General features: G+C 49.7%; 17 protein-coding genes and 4 pseudogenes. 12 read left to right on the forward strand and 9 right to left on the reverse strand.

Annotated features, from left to right (window positions below):
• The first annotated feature begins 97 nt into the window (after positions 1-97).
• From dinI to bssS, 3 genes are all read left to right on the forward strand, one after another.
• Entirely contained in the window at positions 98-337 is a 240-nt protein-coding gene (dinI, locus tag CS369_RS06725; RefSeq protein ID WP_196906512.1) for a DNA damage-inducible protein I, read from the forward strand.
• A gap of 95 nt (positions 338-432) precedes the next feature.
• Entirely contained in the window at positions 433-690 is a 258-nt protein-coding gene (locus tag CS369_RS06730; protein WP_196906523.1) for a hypothetical protein, read from the forward strand.
• A 248-nt stretch (positions 691-938) separates the two neighbouring features.
• Positions 939-1142, forward strand: coding sequence for a biofilm formation regulator BssS (gene bssS / locus CS369_RS06735; RefSeq protein ID WP_244664836.1), 204 nt, complete (start codon positions 939-941; stop codon positions 1140-1142).
• A 111-nt stretch (positions 1143-1253) separates the two neighbouring features.
• Here the strand turns inward: bssS and CS369_RS06740 are convergent, their stop codons facing one another.
• Positions 1254-2324 carry a rhodanese-related sulfurtransferase gene (locus CS369_RS06740; protein WP_196906513.1) on the reverse strand — a complete coding sequence of 357 codons (1071 nt, stop codon included), beginning with the start codon at positions 2322-2324 and terminating at the stop codon, positions 1254-1256.
• A 198-nt stretch (positions 2325-2522) separates the two neighbouring features.
• Between CS369_RS06740 and CS369_RS06745 the strand changes: the two are divergent.
• Positions 2523-3604, forward strand: a pseudogene (locus CS369_RS06745) (NADH:flavin oxidoreductase/NADH oxidase).
• Positions 3605-3890: 286 nt separating this feature from the next.
• Positions 3891-4812 (forward strand): annotated as a pseudogene (locus CS369_RS06750) (Kdo(2)-lipid IV(A) acyltransferase).
• Between the two features lie 49 nt (positions 4813-4861).
• Here CS369_RS06750 and mdoH read toward each other — a convergent pair.
• Together mdoH and CS369_RS06760 are read right to left on the reverse strand one after the other, a co-directional pair.
• Positions 4862-7402 (reverse strand): glucans biosynthesis glucosyltransferase MdoH, encoded by a 2541-nt coding sequence (gene mdoH / locus CS369_RS06755; protein WP_196906514.1) that lies wholly within the window; start codon positions 7400-7402, stop codon positions 4862-4864.
• The gene (locus CS369_RS06760; protein WP_196906515.1) at positions 7395-8963 is read right to left on the reverse strand and encodes a glucan biosynthesis protein G; all 1569 of its coding nucleotides are present in this window, start codon (positions 8961-8963) and stop codon (positions 7395-7397) included. Before CS369_RS06760 ends, mdoH begins: the two co-directional genes overlap by 8 nt.
• A gap of 460 nt (positions 8964-9423) precedes the next feature.
• Here CS369_RS06760 and CS369_RS06765 point away from each other — a divergent pair, with 460 nt between their 5' ends.
• From CS369_RS06765 to CS369_RS24510, 3 genes are all read left to right on the forward strand, one after another.
• Positions 9424-9840, forward strand: coding sequence for a DUF2946 domain-containing protein (locus tag CS369_RS06765; protein ID WP_196906516.1), 417 nt, complete (start codon positions 9424-9426; stop codon positions 9838-9840).
• A 106-nt stretch (positions 9841-9946) separates the two neighbouring features.
• On the forward strand, positions 9947-10822 hold the full coding sequence (locus CS369_RS24505; RefSeq protein ID WP_280514736.1) for a PepSY-associated TM helix domain-containing protein: 876 nt from the start codon (positions 9947-9949) through the stop codon (positions 10820-10822).
• Positions 10795-11370 carry a PepSY-associated TM helix domain-containing protein gene (locus CS369_RS24510; protein WP_280514737.1) on the forward strand — a complete coding sequence of 192 codons (576 nt, stop codon included), beginning with the start codon at positions 10795-10797 and terminating at the stop codon, positions 11368-11370. The genes CS369_RS24505 and CS369_RS24510 overlap by 28 nt, the downstream gene beginning before the upstream one ends.
• A gap of 54 nt (positions 11371-11424) precedes the next feature.
• On the opposite strand, the pseudogene CS369_RS25085 reads toward CS369_RS24510, so the two are convergent.
• The 3 genes and pseudogenes from CS369_RS25085 to CS369_RS06785 form a co-directional block, all read right to left on the reverse strand.
• Positions 11425-13019 (reverse strand): annotated as a pseudogene (locus tag CS369_RS25085) (methyl-accepting chemotaxis protein).
• A gap of 712 nt (positions 13020-13731) precedes the next feature.
• On the reverse strand, positions 13732-14001 hold the full coding sequence (locus CS369_RS06780) for a hypothetical protein (protein WP_196906517.1): 270 nt from the start codon (positions 13999-14001) through the stop codon (positions 13732-13734).
• Between the two features lie 146 nt (positions 14002-14147).
• Positions 14148-14429: a hypothetical protein gene (locus CS369_RS06785; protein WP_196906524.1), complete on the reverse strand. Its 282-nt coding sequence runs from the start codon at positions 14427-14429 to the stop codon at positions 14148-14150.
• 370 nt (positions 14430-14799) lie between these two features.
• Here CS369_RS06785 and CS369_RS06790 point away from each other — a divergent pair, with 370 nt between their 5' ends.
• Entirely contained in the window at positions 14800-14985 is a 186-nt protein-coding gene (locus tag CS369_RS06790; RefSeq protein ID WP_196906518.1) for a GhoT/OrtT family toxin, read from the forward strand.
• A 40-nt stretch (positions 14986-15025) separates the two neighbouring features.
• On the opposite strand, the gene CS369_RS06795 is transcribed toward CS369_RS06790, so the two are convergent.
• On the reverse strand, positions 15026-15454 hold the full coding sequence (locus CS369_RS06795; protein ID WP_196906519.1) for a universal stress protein: 429 nt from the start codon (positions 15452-15454) through the stop codon (positions 15026-15028).
• A gap of 96 nt (positions 15455-15550) precedes the next feature.
• Here CS369_RS06795 and CS369_RS06800 point away from each other — a divergent pair.
• A pseudogene (locus CS369_RS06800) lies at positions 15551-15806 on the forward strand (DUF4186 family protein).
• A 279-nt stretch (positions 15807-16085) separates the two neighbouring features.
• Here CS369_RS06800 and CS369_RS23230 read toward each other — a convergent pair.
• On the reverse strand, positions 16086-16289 hold the full coding sequence (locus tag CS369_RS23230; protein ID WP_244664835.1) for an NUDIX domain-containing protein: 204 nt from the start codon (positions 16287-16289) through the stop codon (positions 16086-16088).
• A gap of 246 nt (positions 16290-16535) precedes the next feature.
• Here CS369_RS23230 and mgtS point away from each other — a divergent pair, with 246 nt between their 5' ends.
• Positions 16536-16631 (forward strand): protein MgtS, encoded by a 96-nt coding sequence (gene mgtS, locus CS369_RS06810; protein ID WP_196906520.1) that lies wholly within the window; start codon positions 16536-16538, stop codon positions 16629-16631.
• A 250-nt stretch (positions 16632-16881) separates the two neighbouring features.
• Entirely contained in the window at positions 16882-17256 is a 375-nt protein-coding gene (locus CS369_RS06815) for a hypothetical protein (RefSeq protein WP_196906521.1), read from the forward strand.
• A gap of 116 nt (positions 17257-17372) precedes the next feature.
• On the opposite strand, the gene CS369_RS06820 is transcribed toward CS369_RS06815, so the two are convergent.
• A complete protein-coding gene (locus tag CS369_RS06820) occupies positions 17373-17762 on the reverse strand; it encodes a hypothetical protein (protein WP_196906522.1) in 390 nt (129 codons plus the stop codon).
• Between the last annotated feature and the right edge of the window lie 329 nt (positions 17763-18091).

The raw sequence follows: 18091 nt of genomic DNA on the forward strand, positions 1-18091 counted from the left end.
GTGATGTTCCATTACGGCAGGTTAAACATGGGGTTATGAGTCTCCCACCATGATCGGGGAAGACCCATAAATAACCAGTTAATTAAAGGAGAGTATCATGCGCCTAGAACTCACATTAGCCAAATCAGCCCCCTTACCCGCTGGCGCAATTGAAGCCTTTACGCACGAATTGACCCAGCGCGTTCACCGTCATTATCCCGATAGCGCCATTCAGGTTCGTTACGCCGCGGCCAACAACCTGAGCGTATTGGGAGGCAACAAGGATGATAAAGCGTTAATTTCAGAAATTCTTCAGGAAACCTGGGAAAGTGCCGACGATTGGTTTAGTGCAGAATAATCACTGGCATTAATAATCGAGACCTTCTATTTTATCCTTGTAGTCTTCACACTAGCCGGTAGATGGTCGATGGTCGATGACGGAGGGACATGACAATGACGGTAGAGAAACCAGAACAAGCCATGACGTTCGGCGAATTATTGGCTCTGATTGGAGACCAGCAGCACAAGATTGATGCGTTGGAACTGGCGTTTTCCTCCCTGGCATTCGCACTGGATGAAAGAACGGCACAGCTGTTGCTACATAATTTGAAACTGGAATCACACAACGAACATCGCGCAGAACAGACCAAAAAACACCTGGCGCTGCTTATTGGCGTGTTTGAAAAGCATGCCGGTATCAGCGCCGAATAAGCTGTTTTACACCCGCCTGATTGATATCCCCTTGAAAGTTAGGGATATCATATCCAGAAATTTTTCTTTGCAAAAAGAGTCAAAATAACTCACCTGCTGTACAAAAGTCACAGTATACTTAAGTTGCTCTTGTCAATAAGGAGCCGCCCAAGCCTCGTTAGTCACTCATGTTAGTAACTAGTCAATAAGGGGTATGTATGGACAGAAAAAATGAAGTTATTCAGACACATCCTCTTGTAGGATGAGATATCAGCACCGTTGACAGTTATGACGCCATGATGATCCGTTTGCATTATTTAACCACCCCAGACCAGGCTCCCGCAGATGCAAACTTAGGCCCAACCTTATGGCTTACTACCGATGTAGCAAGGCAACTTATTTATATTCTTGAAGCGGGTATCGCTAAAATTGAGTCGACAGATTTTCAGCCACAAGATCTACTTAAACACTAGTCTCCCGATTTCACAGTAACCGATTATCCCTTGACGACACCGCCTGATGGCGGTGTCGTCATATTCAGCGCGCTTAAGTTTCCCGATTAGCTGTGCCCCATGAATACGCTGTCACTGTTCACTACTGCCGTTTTCATCAGGTGCCGGGATACGCAACGCCCCTCTGAGCCGATCGCGTGATTTATTAAAAATCTTCATGCTGGTTTCCCGTCCGCGACGCCGCTCACGCTGCGCTTCCAGCGGCAACGCCAACTCGCTCTGACAGGCGTCGCTACAACAGCCCTGATAGGCCGCCTGACAGCGGGGGCACTGAATAAACAATAAGTGACACCCTGCATTGCGGCAGTTGGTGTGGGTATCGCACGGTTCACCACATTGATGGCAGTGGGCAATAACATCGTCGGTGATACGTTCTCCCATGCGCTCATCGAAGACAAAGTTTTTACCGATAAATTTTACCGGTAGGCCCTGGGCCTTGGCCTGACGGGTATATTCAATGATGCCACCTTCCACATGGTAAACGTTCTTGAAGCCCTGATGGCGCATATAGGCGCTGGCCTTTTCACAACGAATGCCACCGGTGCAATACATCACGATATTTTTTTCCCGCGCATCAGCCAGCATTTCTGCGGCCATCGGCAATTGCTCGCGGAAAGTATCGGAAGGTACTTCAAGCGCATTTTCAAAATGCCCCACTTCATATTCATAATGATTACGCATATCGACAAACAGCGTATCCGGATCGTCGGCCATTGCGTTAACCGCTTCGGCTTTCAGGTAGGTACCAATATCGCTGGAATTAAAGGTCGGATCGTCGATGCCATCCGCAACAATACGATCGCGAACTTTCATGCGTAGTACCCAAAAGGATTTTCCGTGATCATCCAGTGCCACATTCAGCCGGATACGGTCCAATGCCGGATGCGCGCTGTATAGCGCCGCCTTAAAGGCGTCGAATCGGCTGGCAGGCACGCTCACCTGCGCATTAATGCCTTCAGTTGCCACATAGACACGGCCAAATACCTGATATTGCAGAAATTGCACGTAAAGGTTATCGCGAAACGCTTGTACATCATCAAGCGCAAAATATTTGTAAAAAGAAACTGTGGTGCGAAGCTCGGTTTCCGCGAGCATGCGCGCTTTCAGTTCCTCATTGGAAACACGGTTGTGTAACACTGGCATGGTGTACGTTCCTGTCTTCAGCGAGAGTTAACCAGATTATAACGTTACAGCGACATGTGCGTAACGCGCGGGATTATAGCCGATCGCGGCAATTACGCCACAGGAGGAATTCGTGCGGCATGGAGAAAATCGTCGACACAGCAAAAATATCTCGGCGTATGATGGTTTATTCGTTTTTTCTTGGATAAGGAAACCACCATGAGTCGGCTATTTACCCCACTCGCGCTAGGCCCCGTCACACTGCCCAATCGCATTATCATTGCCCACATGTGTCAGTATGCGGCCCAGAACGGTCTGGCTACCCCCTGGCATACCATGCATTTAGGTAACCTGTCCCACTCAGGTGCCGGGTTGCTGATCATTGAAGCGACAGCCATTGTGCCTGAAGGCCGTATATCTCCTCAGGATCTGGGTCTGTGGAATGATGAAACCGAGCAGGCGCTCGCTACGACGGTCAACGCCGTTAAGACGTACTCCGCTATGCCGCTTGGCATTCAGTTGGGCCACGCCGGACGCAAAGCATCCACCGCAGTACCGTGGCAAGGACGGGCTCGCGTGAGCGAACAGCAAGGAGGCTGGCAGCCTGTTGCCCCTTCAGCCCTGCCTTATGATGACAATGAATCTTCACCAACGGCGATGACGACGCAGCAGATTGCGGATGTCGTCACTGCTTTTGCCAATGCCGCTTAACGCGCCGATCGTATCGGGTTTGAGGTGTTCGAAATTCATGCCGCACACAGCTATTTGCTGCATCAATTTATGTCTCCGTTGTCGCATGTCCGTGACGATCGCTACGGCGGGGATTTGAATAATCGCCTGCGTCTGGTACTTGAGGTGTTTCGCGCAGTGCGTGAGGTCGTTCCCGCCCACAAAGCTGTTGGCGTGCGCATTTCTGCCACCGATGGTGTAGAAGGCAGGTGGGATCTCGACTTAGCCATGCACTGCATGCCGCTGGCTGCGATTTTATGCATGTCTCAAGCGGCGAGCACTCTCCGGCACAGCGTATCCAGCCAGGTCCTAGTTATCAGGTCTCCTATGCTGAGCGCATCAAACTTGAGGTGGGGATTACCACCATAGCGGTTGGCCTTATCACAGAAGCCGAGCAGGCTGAAGGCATTGTGGCAACGGGTCAGGCGGATGCTATCGGCATTGCACGCGCCGTGCTCTATAACCCGCGTTGGCCATGGCACGCCGACGCACGACTGGGCGCGCAAGTATCAACGCCGCCGCAATTCTGGCGTAGTGAACCGCATCATATTAAAAATCTGTTTCAACATTAAGCAACCCCCCCTCCCTGGCGCAAACGGGAGGGGTCTCTTCTGCACAGACATCCCACCAAAAGTTAAACATCATTATTCGTCGATGCTAAGATAAAAGGCGGATATTGATTTTTGGAGTATTCCACATTGCCTTACGCCGGGTTAGCCTTCCTGTGCCGGAACGCTTTCCCGCATCATTACGATAGCTGATGCACCGCACCACATTAGACACTATCACTTGGTGTGACTGATTTCTTTTAACGACAAGCGCAGATGACTGCGCCTGCATTTTTTGATACTGGAACTCATGACACAACTCCCATCATTCACTCGTTCATTGTTACACCCTCGTTACTGGTTGACCTGGCTAGGGATCGCCATACTCTATCTTGTCGTGTTACTGCCTTACCCGGTTATTTATCGTCTCGGCACAGCGCTAGGCCGTATCGCCATGCGCGTTATGAAGCACCGCGTGCACATTGCAGAACGCAATCTGGAACTTTGTTTTCCAGAGATGACAGAACAAGCGCGTGCCGCATTGGTGCGTAAAAACTTTGAATCCGTGGGCATGGGGCTGTTAGAAACCGGCATGGACTGGTTTTGGCCAGACTGGCTCATCGCTCGCTGGTTTACCGTCACTGGCCTTGAGAATATACAACCACTGCGTGCAGAAAAACGTGGCGTATTGTTGATTGGATTACATTTTCTTACGCTGAAACTGGGGGCTCGCATTTTCGGCATGCATAACCCGGGGATCGGCGTTTATCGACCCAATGACAACAAACTGATTGACTGGTTGCAAACCTGGGGCCGCATGCGCTCAAATAAGACCATGTTGGATCGCAAAGACCTCAAGGGCATGATCCGTGCGCTCAAGCAGGGGGAGATTATTTGGTATGCCCCCGATCATGACTATGGCCCGCGCAGCAGCGTGTTTGTTCCCTTCTTTGCCATGGAGAGTGCTGCAACCACCAGTGGGAGTTATTTGTTGGCAAAAGTGGCTAAACCCGCCATTGTGCCGTTTGTCCCTCGGCGGCGCGAGGGGGTGGAAAGGCTATGAATTGATCATCCAGCCTGCCGAACTCAGCGTACCGTTAGATGATGAAGCCACAACAGCCGCCTGGATGAATGCGCTGGTAGAACAAAATGTGCTGCTGGCGCCCGATCAGTATATGTGGTTACACCGCCGCTTCAAAACGCGTCCGGAGGGCGAACCGGCTCTGTATTAAATCGCCGGACGTTCTCCGTGCAATAAAAAACACCGTTACGGTAAAACCGTCAGGACTCCAGTGCGTGGTAGCGCTGATGCCATGCGACAAACTGCTGTGGATCGTGCCACACCGCGTAGTGTAAACGGGAAATTGTCACCGGATCGCTCAACAGCACCAGACGCTGATTGTCGTTTAGCGCATCCAGATCCTGTTTCAACGCATCAGCCACGCGCTGGGCCCGGCCCTGTTCAACCGCACGGCTAAAGCCATGGCGTGCAGTTGCCATTGCACTCGCCAACGCATTGAGCGAAGGATCAAAGACCGCCTGCACGAAACCATTTTCCAATTTGCGCGCACGGTTGGCACGGAAATAGGTGTCCGTCACCACCAGCTCACGCGGCGGCTCGTACTCTTCCGGAATCAACAAGAGATTAGCGCGCTTGCATGCCAGCCCAATCGAGGCACGGCTTGAAATCACCGACACGAATGGCGACAGGATCAACGAGAAAACAATCGGCGATAGCCACCACAGGAAACGCAGATCCAGCCAGGCCATACCAATGGCCCACACCAGCCCCAACACCAATTGCGAGCCGTGACGAGCAAAGGCTTCGCTCCACGGCGTGGCGTCATCATCACGCTGCGGTGATTTCCACTGCACGGACCATCCCAGGAAGGCACTGACCACGAAAACCGTATGGAACAGCATACGCACCGGGGCCAGCAATACCGAAAACAGCATCTCAAGCAGTAACGACAGGAAAACACGAACAGCACCGCCGTAAGGTTTCGCCCCCTTTGCCCATACCAGAATCACACTCAGCAATTTTGGCAGAAACAGCAGCACCAATGTGGTCGAGAACAAGGCTATCGCCAATTCAGGACGCCACTGTGGCCACACGGGGAAGAGCTGACGCGGTTGGAGGAAATATTGCGGCTCCATCAGCGTATGCACTACTTGCAGTGCGGTTGACAGCGCCAGGAACATAAACCACAGCGGTGCGGAAAGATAAGACATCACCCCGGTCAGGAAAACGGCACGGTGTACCGGGTGCATCCCTTTCACCAGGAACAATCGGAAATTCATTAGGTTGCCGTGGCACCAGCGGCGATCGCGCTTAAGTTCATCAAGCAGGTTAGGCGGCAGTTCCTCATAAGAGCCGGGCAGATCATAGGCGATCCATACCCCCCAGCCCGCACGACGCATCAGTGCCGCTTCAACAAAGTCATGGGACAAAATCGCGCCCGCAAAAGAACCTTCACCGGGCAACGGTGCCAGCGCACAGTGCTCGATAAACGGCTTCACGCGGATGATGGCGTTATGGCCCCAATAATGCGACTCACCCAGTTGCCAGAAGTGCAGACCGGCGGTGAACAATGGCCCGTACACACTTGTGGCAAATTGCTGGCAGCGTGCATACAAGGTATCCATCCCGGACGCTTTGGGAGAAGACTGGATAATCCCGGCATTGGGGTTGGCTTCCATCAGACGCACCAGTTGCGTCAGACATTCGCCACTCATCACGCTGTCGGCATCCAATATCACCATGTAGCTGTATTGGCTGCCCCAACGGCGGCAGAAATCATCGATATTACCGCTCTTACGTTTCACGCGACGCCGGCGGCGGCGATAGAAGATACGGCCAAATCCATCCACTTCACGGCACAGGTCCATCCAGGCTTTCTGCTCTGCAACGCATTTGTCCGGGTCGTTACTGTCACTCAACACATACAGATCGAAGTGATCGAGCTTTCCGGTCGCTGCCACAGATTCGTAGGTCGCCCGCAATCCAGCGAACACGCGCTCAACGTCTTCGTTACAGATAGGCATGATCAACGCCGTTCTGTGCTCGGGGTTGAGTGGCTCATCCCCTACCGTCGTTGACGAGATACTGTATTTATCCTTGCCGATCAGCAGTTGTAAAAAGCCCATCAGCGCAGTCCAAAAACCAGCAGAGACCCAACAGAACAGCACGGCAAACAGCACCAGAATGCCAATTTGCAGGATATAAGGCAGAACCTGCATAAAGGAGCGCAGGAAAGGCTGATTCACCATAGCGAACGGATCGATCAGCGCCCATCCCTGATAAGGCAAAATGGTTTTCATGTACCAGGTGGCGATTGCCGTTTGGAACAACGTCAAGATAAGCAGAGTATAACGGCGCAGCGTCCCCACCATTCTCCAGCGGTTCTCGGCAATCTTCTCTTCCGGGCTGGCATGAGGACGACTCGGCGCTGAGGAGCGCCCGAGCATACTTTCCCACCAGCGTACCAGCGGGTTGGTGCGCCACATGTCAGGAAACATCGACGCACGTTTGATCGTGGGCATCGCCTGTAATGCGGCACGCCCTTCTTTATCAACAATCACCGGTTTAACCGCCGTTGCCGTATCGGGCCAGGCGGCATCCAGACGCGCCTTGACAGATTGCAGCGGCGAATCGTCTTCCGTCAGCAGCGTCGCAGGGGATTCCCCTTGCGCCAGAGCCCGATGTATGGCAGAGAGACTTTCACTCTCTACCTGAGGCAACGCATGCTGCAACGCCTCCGCCGCTTGCGCGGACAGAGGCAATTTCCCGATATAATCAGGGCTCGAGATTAACTTATTCATTGGCAGGTAGCTGATAGCTCCAGGTTTCCGATAACAGCGTTTCGCCGTTCACCAACGCAGCGCGCAGCTCGGTTGGCTGTTTAGGATCTTTCACACGCAGACGCAGTGTTAAACGCCAGCCGCGCGTTACCGGATTATAGCGAACATTGTTCTCAACGATTTCACCGTTGTCGCCGATGCTCACTTGAGAGGACACAGGCGTCGCTTCTTCCATCTCTTTCATCATCGGGCCGGCAAAATCGACCAGGAACGCAACGGTGCCATCCGGTTGGCGAATCTGGTTAGACTGTTTCACATCCCCGGTGGAACGCATGGTGCGCTGAACGTATGCCAATTCAGGTGAATGCAATTGTTCTTCGTCACGCGTGAAGTGCAGGCGATAGCCCACTTCCAGCGGCTTGCCAATTTCAGGCAGCGCTTCCGGCGTCCAGAAAGCAACGATGTTATCGTTGGTTTCATCGGCGGTCGGAATTTCCACCAGTTCGACTTTCCCTTTACCCCACTCGCCCTTGGTTTCAACCCAGCCGCTAGGACGCAGATCGTAACGGTCATCCAGATCTTCATAGCTGGAGAAGTCACGTCCACGTTGCAGCAAACCGAAGCCTTCCGGGTTTTCAATCGAATAGGTGCTGACAGACAGGTGTTTCGGGTTATTCAGCGGACGCCAAATCCACTCACCGTTGCCTGCGTGGATAGATAAACCGTTAGAGTCATGCAACGCCCCACGGTAGTTCAAGGTGGGAGAAGGCTGGTTCGGCCCAAACAGGAACATACTGGTTAACGATGCCAGCCCCAGTTTACCGACGCGAGCGCGCAGGAACACTTTAGCCTGAACATCAACCACGCTGTCACGTCCTGGATAAATGACGAAACGGTATGCACCTGTAGCACGCGGTGAATCGAGCAGCGCATATACCAGCAGGTGCTTGTCATTGGGTTTTGGACGTTCGATCCAAAACTCGCGGAAGCGTGGGAACTCTTCCCCAGAAGGTAATGCCGTGTCAATCGCCAGACCGCGAGCAGAAAGGCCGTAAGTCTGCCCTTTACCGATCACACGGAAATAGCTGGCACCCAGCATGCTGACAATTTCGTCATCCTTGCCAAGCTTGTTGATGGGATACAGGATTTTAAAGCCTGCAAAACCGAGATTCTTCACGGTCTCTGCATCGTGATTCACCGTACCGAAATTAAAATATTCCGGTGAATAGGCGATCTCGTTAACCTCAGTGGCCGTCACTTCATTGATTCTCACCGGCGTATCGAAATACATGCCCTGATGATAGAACTGAATGCGAAACGGCGTTTGCAGGTTATTCCAGTATGACTTCTCCTGATTAAAACGAATCTGCTGATAGTCAGCAAATTTCATATCGCGGAACTGGGCAGGAAGATTGCTCTTCGGCGCTTCATAGCCTTTCGCTGCCAGTTGTTCAGCTTGCGCTGCAACATCATCCAGCGAGAATGCCCAGGCAGGCAACGCAGTGAAAGACAACACAATCGCTGCGGACAACCAGCGCAAATTCGCTACTCGACGTTCAACCCCAAAATTATTAACCAGCACAGCTCCCCCTGTTCGTGTGCTTAAATCAACTAAAATCCATATTAATGGATAAGTTAACCTTCCGACAACTTGATAAAAGCCCGGTTCATCATGATAGGTCAGCGTTTAAACAACGCAAACTGCAACCCCGATAAATTTCTGTAAAAAATCGAAAATTAGAGAGGATACTTCGTCACCGGTCAGCCGTTGGCAACCCCTTGCGGTTATTTATGCCAGCGGCGTGCTGCTTACCTACAATTCTACCTGTTGCACTGTTAGCAAAACACCCTGTTTATGCTGTGGTTGCAGAAAATACATGCTGTTTTTTTTAACACGCCCACCATGACGTTTAAGCACGTGCAACTTTCAAGAATAATCCGAACGGTTGCACGCTGATGCATTAAAAAATTCGGACGCAACACGAATTACACCCATTGGTAACAAAATCGCGTTAAATCAGGTACAGTAAGGTGACATATTTATGCCCGTCCACCTACTTGCATCGACGCTTACTGATTCTTACATGAACGCATTGCGCCACAACAAAATTGCCACCACGCTAAGCTTCTTCGCGTTGCTGATGATTTTCATCGCGCCAATCGTTTCACAGGCGTTAATGCGGCATGATTATACTCCGCCCACTCATACTCAGCACCATCATTCTCACGGCAAACCGGCAACATCGTCACCGATGTCATCCGATGCAACCATGGGCCACGACGCCTGTGGTTACTGCGGGCTGTTATCCCATCACCCGGAGCTGTTTCCTGAAAACTCTCCGCCGCTTGATCCACGGTTTGTCACTCAGTCCGAGGTGAGCGAACTGCGTCCAGGGCACAATATCGTCGCCGCGTGTTATCGCGCCCAATCGCCTCGCGCACCGCCGACAGTCATATAACACAACCATAAACACAAAAATTTGATATTGGATAACGTCCTGTCACAAGACAACGTCTCCTTTTCCTTTATTTTCTTCTTGTTACGATGACAAGGGCTCCCATGCTATGGATACCGTAAACGCTGACAAAAAGTCCCTCTCTGCGGCGGTAATGGCGCTTTTCTTACGCTTGCATTTCTATATTGGTCTGTTCGTTGGGCCGTTTATCTTTGTTGCTGCGCTGACTGGCACGCTATATGTGCTGACACCGCAGATTGAAGAACGCTTGTATACACATCAGTTGCATGTTGATGTGCCGGGCACAGCGCAACCGCTCGCCGCACAAATAGCCGCCGCTCAGGCCGCACTGGCTGAGCAACCCTCAGCCCAATGGCTAGTCATACGTCCTGCCCCGACACCGCGCGACACGAGTCGTGTGCTATTTCGATTCCCTGATTCCGCCCCTTCTGAATACCTCGCCGTGTTTGTTAATCCAAGCACTCTGGCCATACGGGGCCAGCTCACGGTGTATGGCACATCAGGAATATTGCCTTTGCGCACCTGGCTCGATCGTTTGCATCAGGGGTTATTCCTCGGTTCCGTCGGTCGTCTCTATAGTGAACTGGCGGCTTCCTGGCTGTGGATCGCCACACTCGGCGACGTTTATCTGTGGTGGAGAACGCGTATGCCCTCGCGGGTCGCTCCTCGCCGTAAATTGCCGCCCGCTGCGCGCTTGCGCGCCATACACAGCACGTTGGGGCTAACGCTACTCATCGGGATGCTTTTTTTCTCCGCTACCGGGCTGACCTGGTCACAATGGGCAGGCAATAATATTGGCGTATGGCGCAACGCATTGGGCTGGCAAACGCCATCCCTGAATACCGCGCTGGTCACCCATTCCGCCCCCGTAGTACAGGATACTCATGCCGAGCACCACGGTGAGGCCATGGCTCATCATGCCGCCCCCCCCCTTTGGTGTTGGATAACGTCGATAGCGTATTGACGATAGCCCGACAAGCGGGGATCAGTGCCAATAAACTGGAGATCCTCCCGGCAAAAAACGCACATAATGCCTGGACCGTGACAGAAATTGAGAGGCGGTGGCCGACGCGGGCCGATATGGTTGCCATCAATCCTGACAGCGGTGTTGTCGTCGATTACGTCAGGTTTGCGGATTACCCTTTTGCAGCAAAACTGACTCGCTGGGGGATCGATGCCCATATGGGTGTACTGTTCGGCTTGCCAAATCAACTGATTCTGGCGGGATTCGGCCTAGGGCTGTGCGCCCTGATCGCGTGGGGATACCGCTTGTGGTGGCTGCGTCGACAGCGACCTGCCGGGCAACCTCACCCGGCGAACACGCTTTTTGCCGCCTTAACCGCATTGCCGCTCGCGGGGCGAGTACTTGTAGGCTGCATCGCACTGTTGCTGGGTGGGTGTTTGCCCGCCATGGGTGTCAGCCTGCTGATGTTCTTGCTAATAGATATCGTGCGGTGGCGGCGCTATCAAGCAATACAAAACACCGACGTGCTGCCACACGCACCGCAGTGATCGTTCGCAGAGAGAATTCTCCGGCTCTGCCCCTGAGGCAGAGCCGGGAAGGCCTTATGCGCCTGGCAACATGCGCAGCGGATCTTGGTGCACTACAGAGCCTTCGTGATAGCTGCCCAGTTTAAAAATGCTCACCGTACTGGTCAGCGCCTGAGCTTGCTCTTGCAAAGACAATGCCGCAGCAGCAGACTCTTCAACCAGCGCCGCGTTTTGCTGGGTCGTAGTATCTATCTACCCCACGGCCAGGTTGATCTGATTCACACCATCGCTCTGCTCACGGCTTGCCTGCACAATCTCCGTGACGATGCCGTTAACTCCTTCAACGTTAGTCACCAGCGTCTGCATTGAAACGACGGTTTTTTCCACCAGTACCATCCCCTGGCGTACCTTTTCCACGTAGCCATCAATCAGCTCTTTAATTTCTTTCGCCGCCGTCGCTCTGCGCTGTGCCAACGCGCGGACCTCGCTTGCTACCACAGCAAAACCACGTCCCTGCTCGCCGGCACGCGCGGCTTCTAAGGCCGCGTTCAGAGCGAGAATATTAGTTTGAAAAGCAATGCTGTCAATCACGCCGATAATTTCCGCCATCCGCTGTGAGGATTCACGAATACCACGCATTTCGGTGGTGACATCATTCATCAACTCGCCGCTCTCACGTACTGTTTGTGAGCCCTGGGCGGCAAGCTGTGTCGCTTCCGTAGTATTATCTGCGGTATTCTTAATGGTTGCCGTCAATTGCTCCATCGAGGAAGCCGTTTGCTCCAGCGAGCTGGCCTGCTCTTCATTACGCGCTGACAAGTCCTGATTGCCTGCGGCACTGGATATGCTTTCCGCTCCATCCCGCACCTGGCTGACAATATGGCGCAGGCTGTCATTCATATTTCTCAGCGCCTGAAGCAATAAACCAATAAACCGGTTTCATCCTTACGCGTGACAAGAATATCCGAAGTAAGATCCCCGGTCGCCACGCGTTCAGCAATAGACAGTGCTTCGTTAATCGGATGGGTGACGCTGCGTGTGATAGCAGCAGCCACGACCACACTCAGCAAAATCGCGGCAAGGATCATACCCACCAGCAGCAACCGGGTGTTGGTATAGCTTTGCGCCACCTACAGCTGAGAGACAGACATCTGGTCATCACGGTGGTCAATAAACGCGCTAATCGCGGCTTTGTAAACCTGAATGCTTTTCTCCGTTGCCGTCATAAACTCGTTGCGCGCCGCAGTAGTATCACCGCTATTGATAAATCCAGCAAACTTGGTACTGGAGGTATGAAAACCTGCACGCGCCTGAATAATGTCCTGTAATATCGCCTGCGAGCGCGTGTCATTGGCGGATTTACGTAACTCTTCCATCAGGGCTGAAACAGCGACCGTTTGCTGTTTCATCGACTCCATCTCTTTTTTGATATCCTGTTCTGATGTCGTCAACAATACGCGTTGTTGGCTAAGTGCATAACCATTAAGTTCACCAATCAGTTGGTTCCCCTTTACCGTGAGCGGATAGTCACTCGCCACAATCCTGTATATCTGGGAGTTAAAATCAGCCAGTCGTCCCAATGACATCACGCCGACGATTAATAGCATTAATACCAGAAGTGAAAACCCTATCCCTAGACGATACCCAATACGCCAATTTGACAGATTCATATAAATTCCTTTATTCATCTTTACTATAAACGTTACGGCACCATTGCTGACCGTTTCATTCAACAGAATGTCTATTCACTGGATAGCGGTATGCGCTATTTATCCCTGTAAATTTGACATCAACACATTGCATCAACCAAAGGATGGCGACACACATGCGAGATAATCGAATATGCTAGCTGCGTTAGTGCGGCATTAAATCTTGCTTAAAACCCGTTCATTAGAACAATCCTTGTCAATCTTTGACATACTGCGTCCCTTCAATAAAATAAATAGATAAAAATCATTAAGATAAATACAAACCATCTTTCTGATAGTTACGAAAAAATCCATACTCTCATTCAGGGTATGGTTGTATTCACGCAAATCCAGAGACTTATGTTCAACGGCATATTATACGATTTCTTTACTGATTGAATGAAATTTATATGTCTATTTTTATTTACAAAACCCACATACCACCATAATCGATCATTATGCACATATTTATCTATATTCAAGGTAAATTATAGTTGCTGACAGTGCCTATTTTGCCTTAACAAATTTAAAACATTTATAAATAAATAATCGAAGAGACTTACCCATAGCAGAGAGAATAATCAGAAAATAAACAGTCATTAATGCACGTATTGCCCCCTTGCCTTCAAGCAGGGGAGCAATATTATTGTTCTATCAATCACAGAATACGCCAGGTGGAATTAAAATATTAACATCATTGTAGAACAGCAGTTTTGTGCGTTTCATTAAAATGTAATTCGCACTCTACTCTGGCATTAGGAAGGTAATTTGACTTCAATTGCATAAAAGGAATGATTATTTCCCAACCCGGTATTTTATCACTTTGATGAATACGGCTGTCAGACAAATAAATAATAACGAAATAGCCACCACGGTCCTCATTTTTAAGAATCTCATAACGATAAAACAGGTTATCATCCTGATGCTGAAAAATGAATGTTTCTTTTAATATCCCCAGTAACATCTCCTATGCCCCCTAATGCCTAAACTTTTTTCATCGGGCAGGGCTGGAAAAACCTTAAAACAAGACTTCAAAAACACGACACCGATCGCTATCGACAAAAAAACCCCACCGTCATCAGCAATACGGTGAAGTTTTATCTGTCAACATTACTTTTTCTTGGATGCGCCCTTGCTTTTATCTTTTATCAACTGTCTGATTTTTTTCAATTCTTTTTGGCTAAATGGTTGTTCAACAATCTTTTCCATATGCTGGTTATCTACATCAGCCTGTTCAGCATCGACACTATCCTTAGCGGCAATGGTAAAACTTTTCGCCAAACGCGCCGCCACTTCTGCACTAATGGAAACCTGATTTTCTAATGCAACCGCTTTGATTTGCTCTTTCAACTCTTGAAGGATCTTTAAGGATAAACTGTATATCTCACTAATTTTCTTACTTTTCTTTAAGAGATAAAAGGACACGGTATGTTAGTCGTATGATAAAGTCTAGTATGACACAAAAATTTAATATTTCCGTCATGAAAAAGACACCACGCTATGCAGGCCCTGTCAGTTACCTATTTCGACACCGCTGTGTGATATTCATCATACACAGAGCAATCATGGGAACATCGCAGGTCTGCAACCTGAATTATTGCGAAAAGAGATGACAATAATAATTATTGGTAAGCCAATTATTTTACTTACAATGGAGAGAAGATAAATGACTTGCGATCGGTGCCACAACATCAAACTTAACGCGTTGATCATAATATATTAACACATTAGAATAGCGCGCCGCCACGAAAAGGAACCTGCTGTGTCACACCACGCCGTCTGGGAATTTATCAAGCATGCCTACTTGTTGGGTGCCATCATTGCGATGGTGATAACGTTTTTGCTGAGCCGAGATAAATCCCTGTTGATGCGTTTTCTGGCCTCGATACTGATCGGGCTGACCTGGCCACTCAGCTTTCCACTGGTACTACTGTTTTCACTGCTGTAGCGGCGCGTCCTGACGGACAACGCCGCACAACAACAAGACGCTATCTGACGACCAGTACTGTCGTCGTTGCATGACGAACGATGGCCGCAGCATTAGAACCGAGCAGATAGGTTTTCACATTGGGTCTGCGTGAGCCAACCACGATCAAATCCGCACCAATCTCTTGCGCTAATTGCAACGTCTCGTCGCGTGGAGACCCGAAGCTTACGCTACAGTGCACACGCTCAGCTGGAAGACCGGTCTTTGCTACCAGCGCTTTAAGCACCTCGTTTGCTTTGACCACCGCTTGATTCTCAAACTCTTTGATACCAAATGAGTAGGCAGACATGAAGGCGGAGGCATCGGGCAAGGCATGAAACAAGTGAAGCGTGGCATCCGACGCCTTTGCCAACTGTACTGCATGCTGCAAGGCGTTTTGCGTTAATCCATCTTCTTCCAGATCGATAGGGACCAGTATCATCGTATACATAGCAGCTCCTTATTGCAGATTCCCTCTTAAGAAAAGCATATCCCACCTCCGTATGATGTAAAATAACGCTTTATAAATCTGTGAGGTAGGTTTTCTATGGACGATCTTTTCTTACGTTTGTCTCGTTCTGCATTCCGCCAACGTTTTGCTCTCGGGCCGAAAGAGTTGAGTTATCTGACTCAAAAAGGCTTCGATGTCATCAAGCAACTGCTGCCGGGGGTGTTTAACAAAATGGCATGGTATTGCCGCACACCAAGCGCTTAGCCAACAAGAACAAGACTACATCGTGAGCGTCGTGATGGCATGGCTGAAACGGGAAATCGCCAAGCGAGAGCCAACGACACAGGAATAACAGCGATGTGCCGCCAAAGGGGGCTACGCCAGGCAACGATTTACGCATCAGCAAAGCGGGCTACAACATGCCCTTTATGCCATCAGGAAACACGGTTAGCGCATCATTTAGCACCGCCGTCTGATCGATCCAGCGCATCACAATCGGCATACCATTGGACTCAACCCCATGAACCACATCTTGCTGATAAAAAACCTTATCAGCAAACTGACCTTCATAAACAAAAACGATTTCGTGACCCGGTTTTCCGTTGTATTCGAAAATATTCTCGGATACGCCCTACAACGTCAGATCAACGGCATCAGCGCCAATCTCTTCTTTGACTTCACGGATAGCAGCAGCCTCAGAGGTTTCACCAAAATCAACGCCACCGCCGATGGGTAACAAATAATGCGAGTCCTTGACCGGGTCGTGCCCTTCTGCTAACAGGACTCGCCCTTTGTGGCGGAAAAGGCAGACCGATTTCGCTCTTATCTTACTCATAACTAATGCTTCCTTAACAAAAAAAGCCGAAAAGATTACCTGAGGTAGTGAAAGCGAATTGAGATCGTGATCAAAGAATGATCCCACTATTTTTAATTTCGCGCTTTTTCCAACAGCATGACCAAAAGTGGCGATTATTTAAAGCCCGTTTAGGGTGTATATCTTAGAATTCTCTTTGACATTTAGTCAGGCTGTTTTTATAGCAGAGTATTATCTACAGAATTACTTAACTCAAGGAGTTTTACCATGTTGGCAAACGAAAATATATTTATCAGCGTACTCGCTGTTATAGTGGCGGTAGGTTTAATTATCGTTTTCTTTAGCCCCAAATGGGATGACTGATGAACACTGATCTCCCCAATCAATGACTCCTCTCGTGCCATCATAGCAGAGAGGAGACAGCTTTTAATTTGCTTCCTAACTATACTGTTTGCTTATTACCCTCATATTGATCACCTCACTGTTAATATCACTTAACCAATGATGTGCGTCTATCCAGTAATTTAGCCACAATTATCGCTGTTACCTTCCAAATCGGATCCCTGAAAAAGTAGCATTATCGTATTTCCCCACTTTGCTCAGGAAAATACGAATGTCGATTATTGAAACATTGGCTACGCGTACCGCTTTGACATCATCAGCATCACTCCTGATTGCATCGCATGGAAATGCTTTCGATATTGAGTTAAAAAAAGCGGTAGCAAAAGAACATCCCGCTCACCAAGCAAACGCGGTCAGTGCTGAACCAGAGCTAGCCTCCCACCAGTCTACTGCTGCACAGGAATTGCAGGAATGGCTTGAGATGTCTCCTGAAGATCGACTCTTTTTCACGATTCTGGCCTCGATGGGGATCTCCAAAGAAGAGTTTGAGGCCATGCCGCCCGAAGACCAGAGTCGAGTCACTCACAAAGTCCAGGAAAGCATCAAAGAGAGGGCAAAGGAAGGTTTGCAAACGCAAACCGCCTGACTGGTGTAGCAGCGTAAATAGGGCCACCTGGAAAACAACACAGGCGGCACGATGCGAACCTCTTTAAGCATGATATTCAGTCACTGCGCTAACCGAGTGCCATTATCCGAATGAGGCTAGCGGCAAAGTTCCTTAGAAAAATCGGTACTCCCTCGCCCGCTGACACAACGCTGGCTGATATCTTTGCTGTCTATTTTCCAGGAATCATCCCTCTTTGATAATTGATAGACATAACGCATTGCAGCCACGGAATCGTCAGTGGGAATATCTTCCTCAATGATCACGGTTGCACTCTCAGGAGACTCAACGGAATCACCGGATACCGTCTGCTTAATAAGTAACGTCGAAGGAATTTCCTGAAACCCCTCTCCTCTGTCCTTTAACGCGATAATGAGCGGTACAGAACTATCCGCCTGCACATGATTGTTGCTGTTTTCCGCCTGTTGCGCATCGCATCCTGATAACAACCCTATCGTTAATACCGCTATAGTTTTAAATACTTGCATGAGACCACCTAAATTTTTATTTGTATGACAGTTAATTCAAAATAAGCACCGATCATGTCATAGGCAATATTTCGTTCTTTAGGAATATGATGAGTTTCTGTCAAAAAACGGAATCTGTTTTGTCATTATTTAGGTTTTAACCATGACTTGGCCATCTCCGCCGTTTACATCAGGATATGGGTAGAATCAGAGTGGGCTCACAAACTCCATATCATTGATATGGTTATCTCAAAAACACCTTGCCTTTCATGCTGTATATACATGGGTCTTCCCCGATCATGGTGGGAGACTCATAACCCCATGTTTAACCTGCCGTAATGGAACATCAC

This window comes from Candidatus Symbiopectobacterium sp. 'North America', from assembly GCF_015762685.1.
Taxonomy (GTDB): domain Bacteria; phylum Pseudomonadota; class Gammaproteobacteria; order Enterobacterales; family Enterobacteriaceae; genus Symbiopectobacterium.

Excerpts from the sequence above, each read along its gene's own strand:
- CS369_RS23230 (WP_244664835.1), bottom strand. The coding sequence starts at position 16,289 with ATGAGTAAGATAAGAGCGAAATCGGTCTGCCTTTTCCGCCACAAAGGG.
- mdoH (WP_196906514.1), bottom strand. The coding sequence starts at position 7,402 with ATGAATAAGTTAATCTCGAGCCCTGATTATATCGGGAAATTGCCTCTG.
- CS369_RS06795 (WP_196906519.1), bottom strand. The coding sequence starts at position 15,454 with ATGTATACGATGATACTGGTCCCTATCGATCTGGAAGAAGATGGATTA.
- dinI (WP_196906512.1), top strand. The coding sequence starts at position 98 with ATGCGCCTAGAACTCACATTAGCCAAATCAGCCCCCTTACCCGCTGGC.
- CS369_RS24505 (WP_280514736.1), top strand. The coding sequence starts at position 9,947 with ATGGATACCGTAAACGCTGACAAAAAGTCCCTCTCTGCGGCGGTAATG.
- mgtS (WP_196906520.1), top strand. The coding sequence starts at position 16,536 with ATGTTGGCAAACGAAAATATATTTATCAGCGTACTCGCTGTTATAGTG.
- CS369_RS06815 (WP_196906521.1), top strand. The coding sequence starts at position 16,882 with ATGTCGATTATTGAAACATTGGCTACGCGTACCGCTTTGACATCATCA.
- CS369_RS06730 (WP_196906523.1), top strand. The coding sequence starts at position 433 with ATGACGGTAGAGAAACCAGAACAAGCCATGACGTTCGGCGAATTATTG.
- CS369_RS06820 (WP_196906522.1), bottom strand. The coding sequence starts at position 17,762 with ATGCAAGTATTTAAAACTATAGCGGTATTAACGATAGGGTTGTTATCA.
- CS369_RS06765 (WP_196906516.1), top strand. The coding sequence starts at position 9,424 with ATGCCCGTCCACCTACTTGCATCGACGCTTACTGATTCTTACATGAAC.
- CS369_RS06740 (WP_196906513.1), bottom strand. The coding sequence starts at position 2,324 with ATGCCAGTGTTACACAACCGTGTTTCCAATGAGGAACTGAAAGCGCGC.
- CS369_RS06780 (WP_196906517.1), bottom strand. The coding sequence starts at position 14,001 with ATGTTACTGGGGATATTAAAAGAAACATTCATTTTTCAGCATCAGGAT.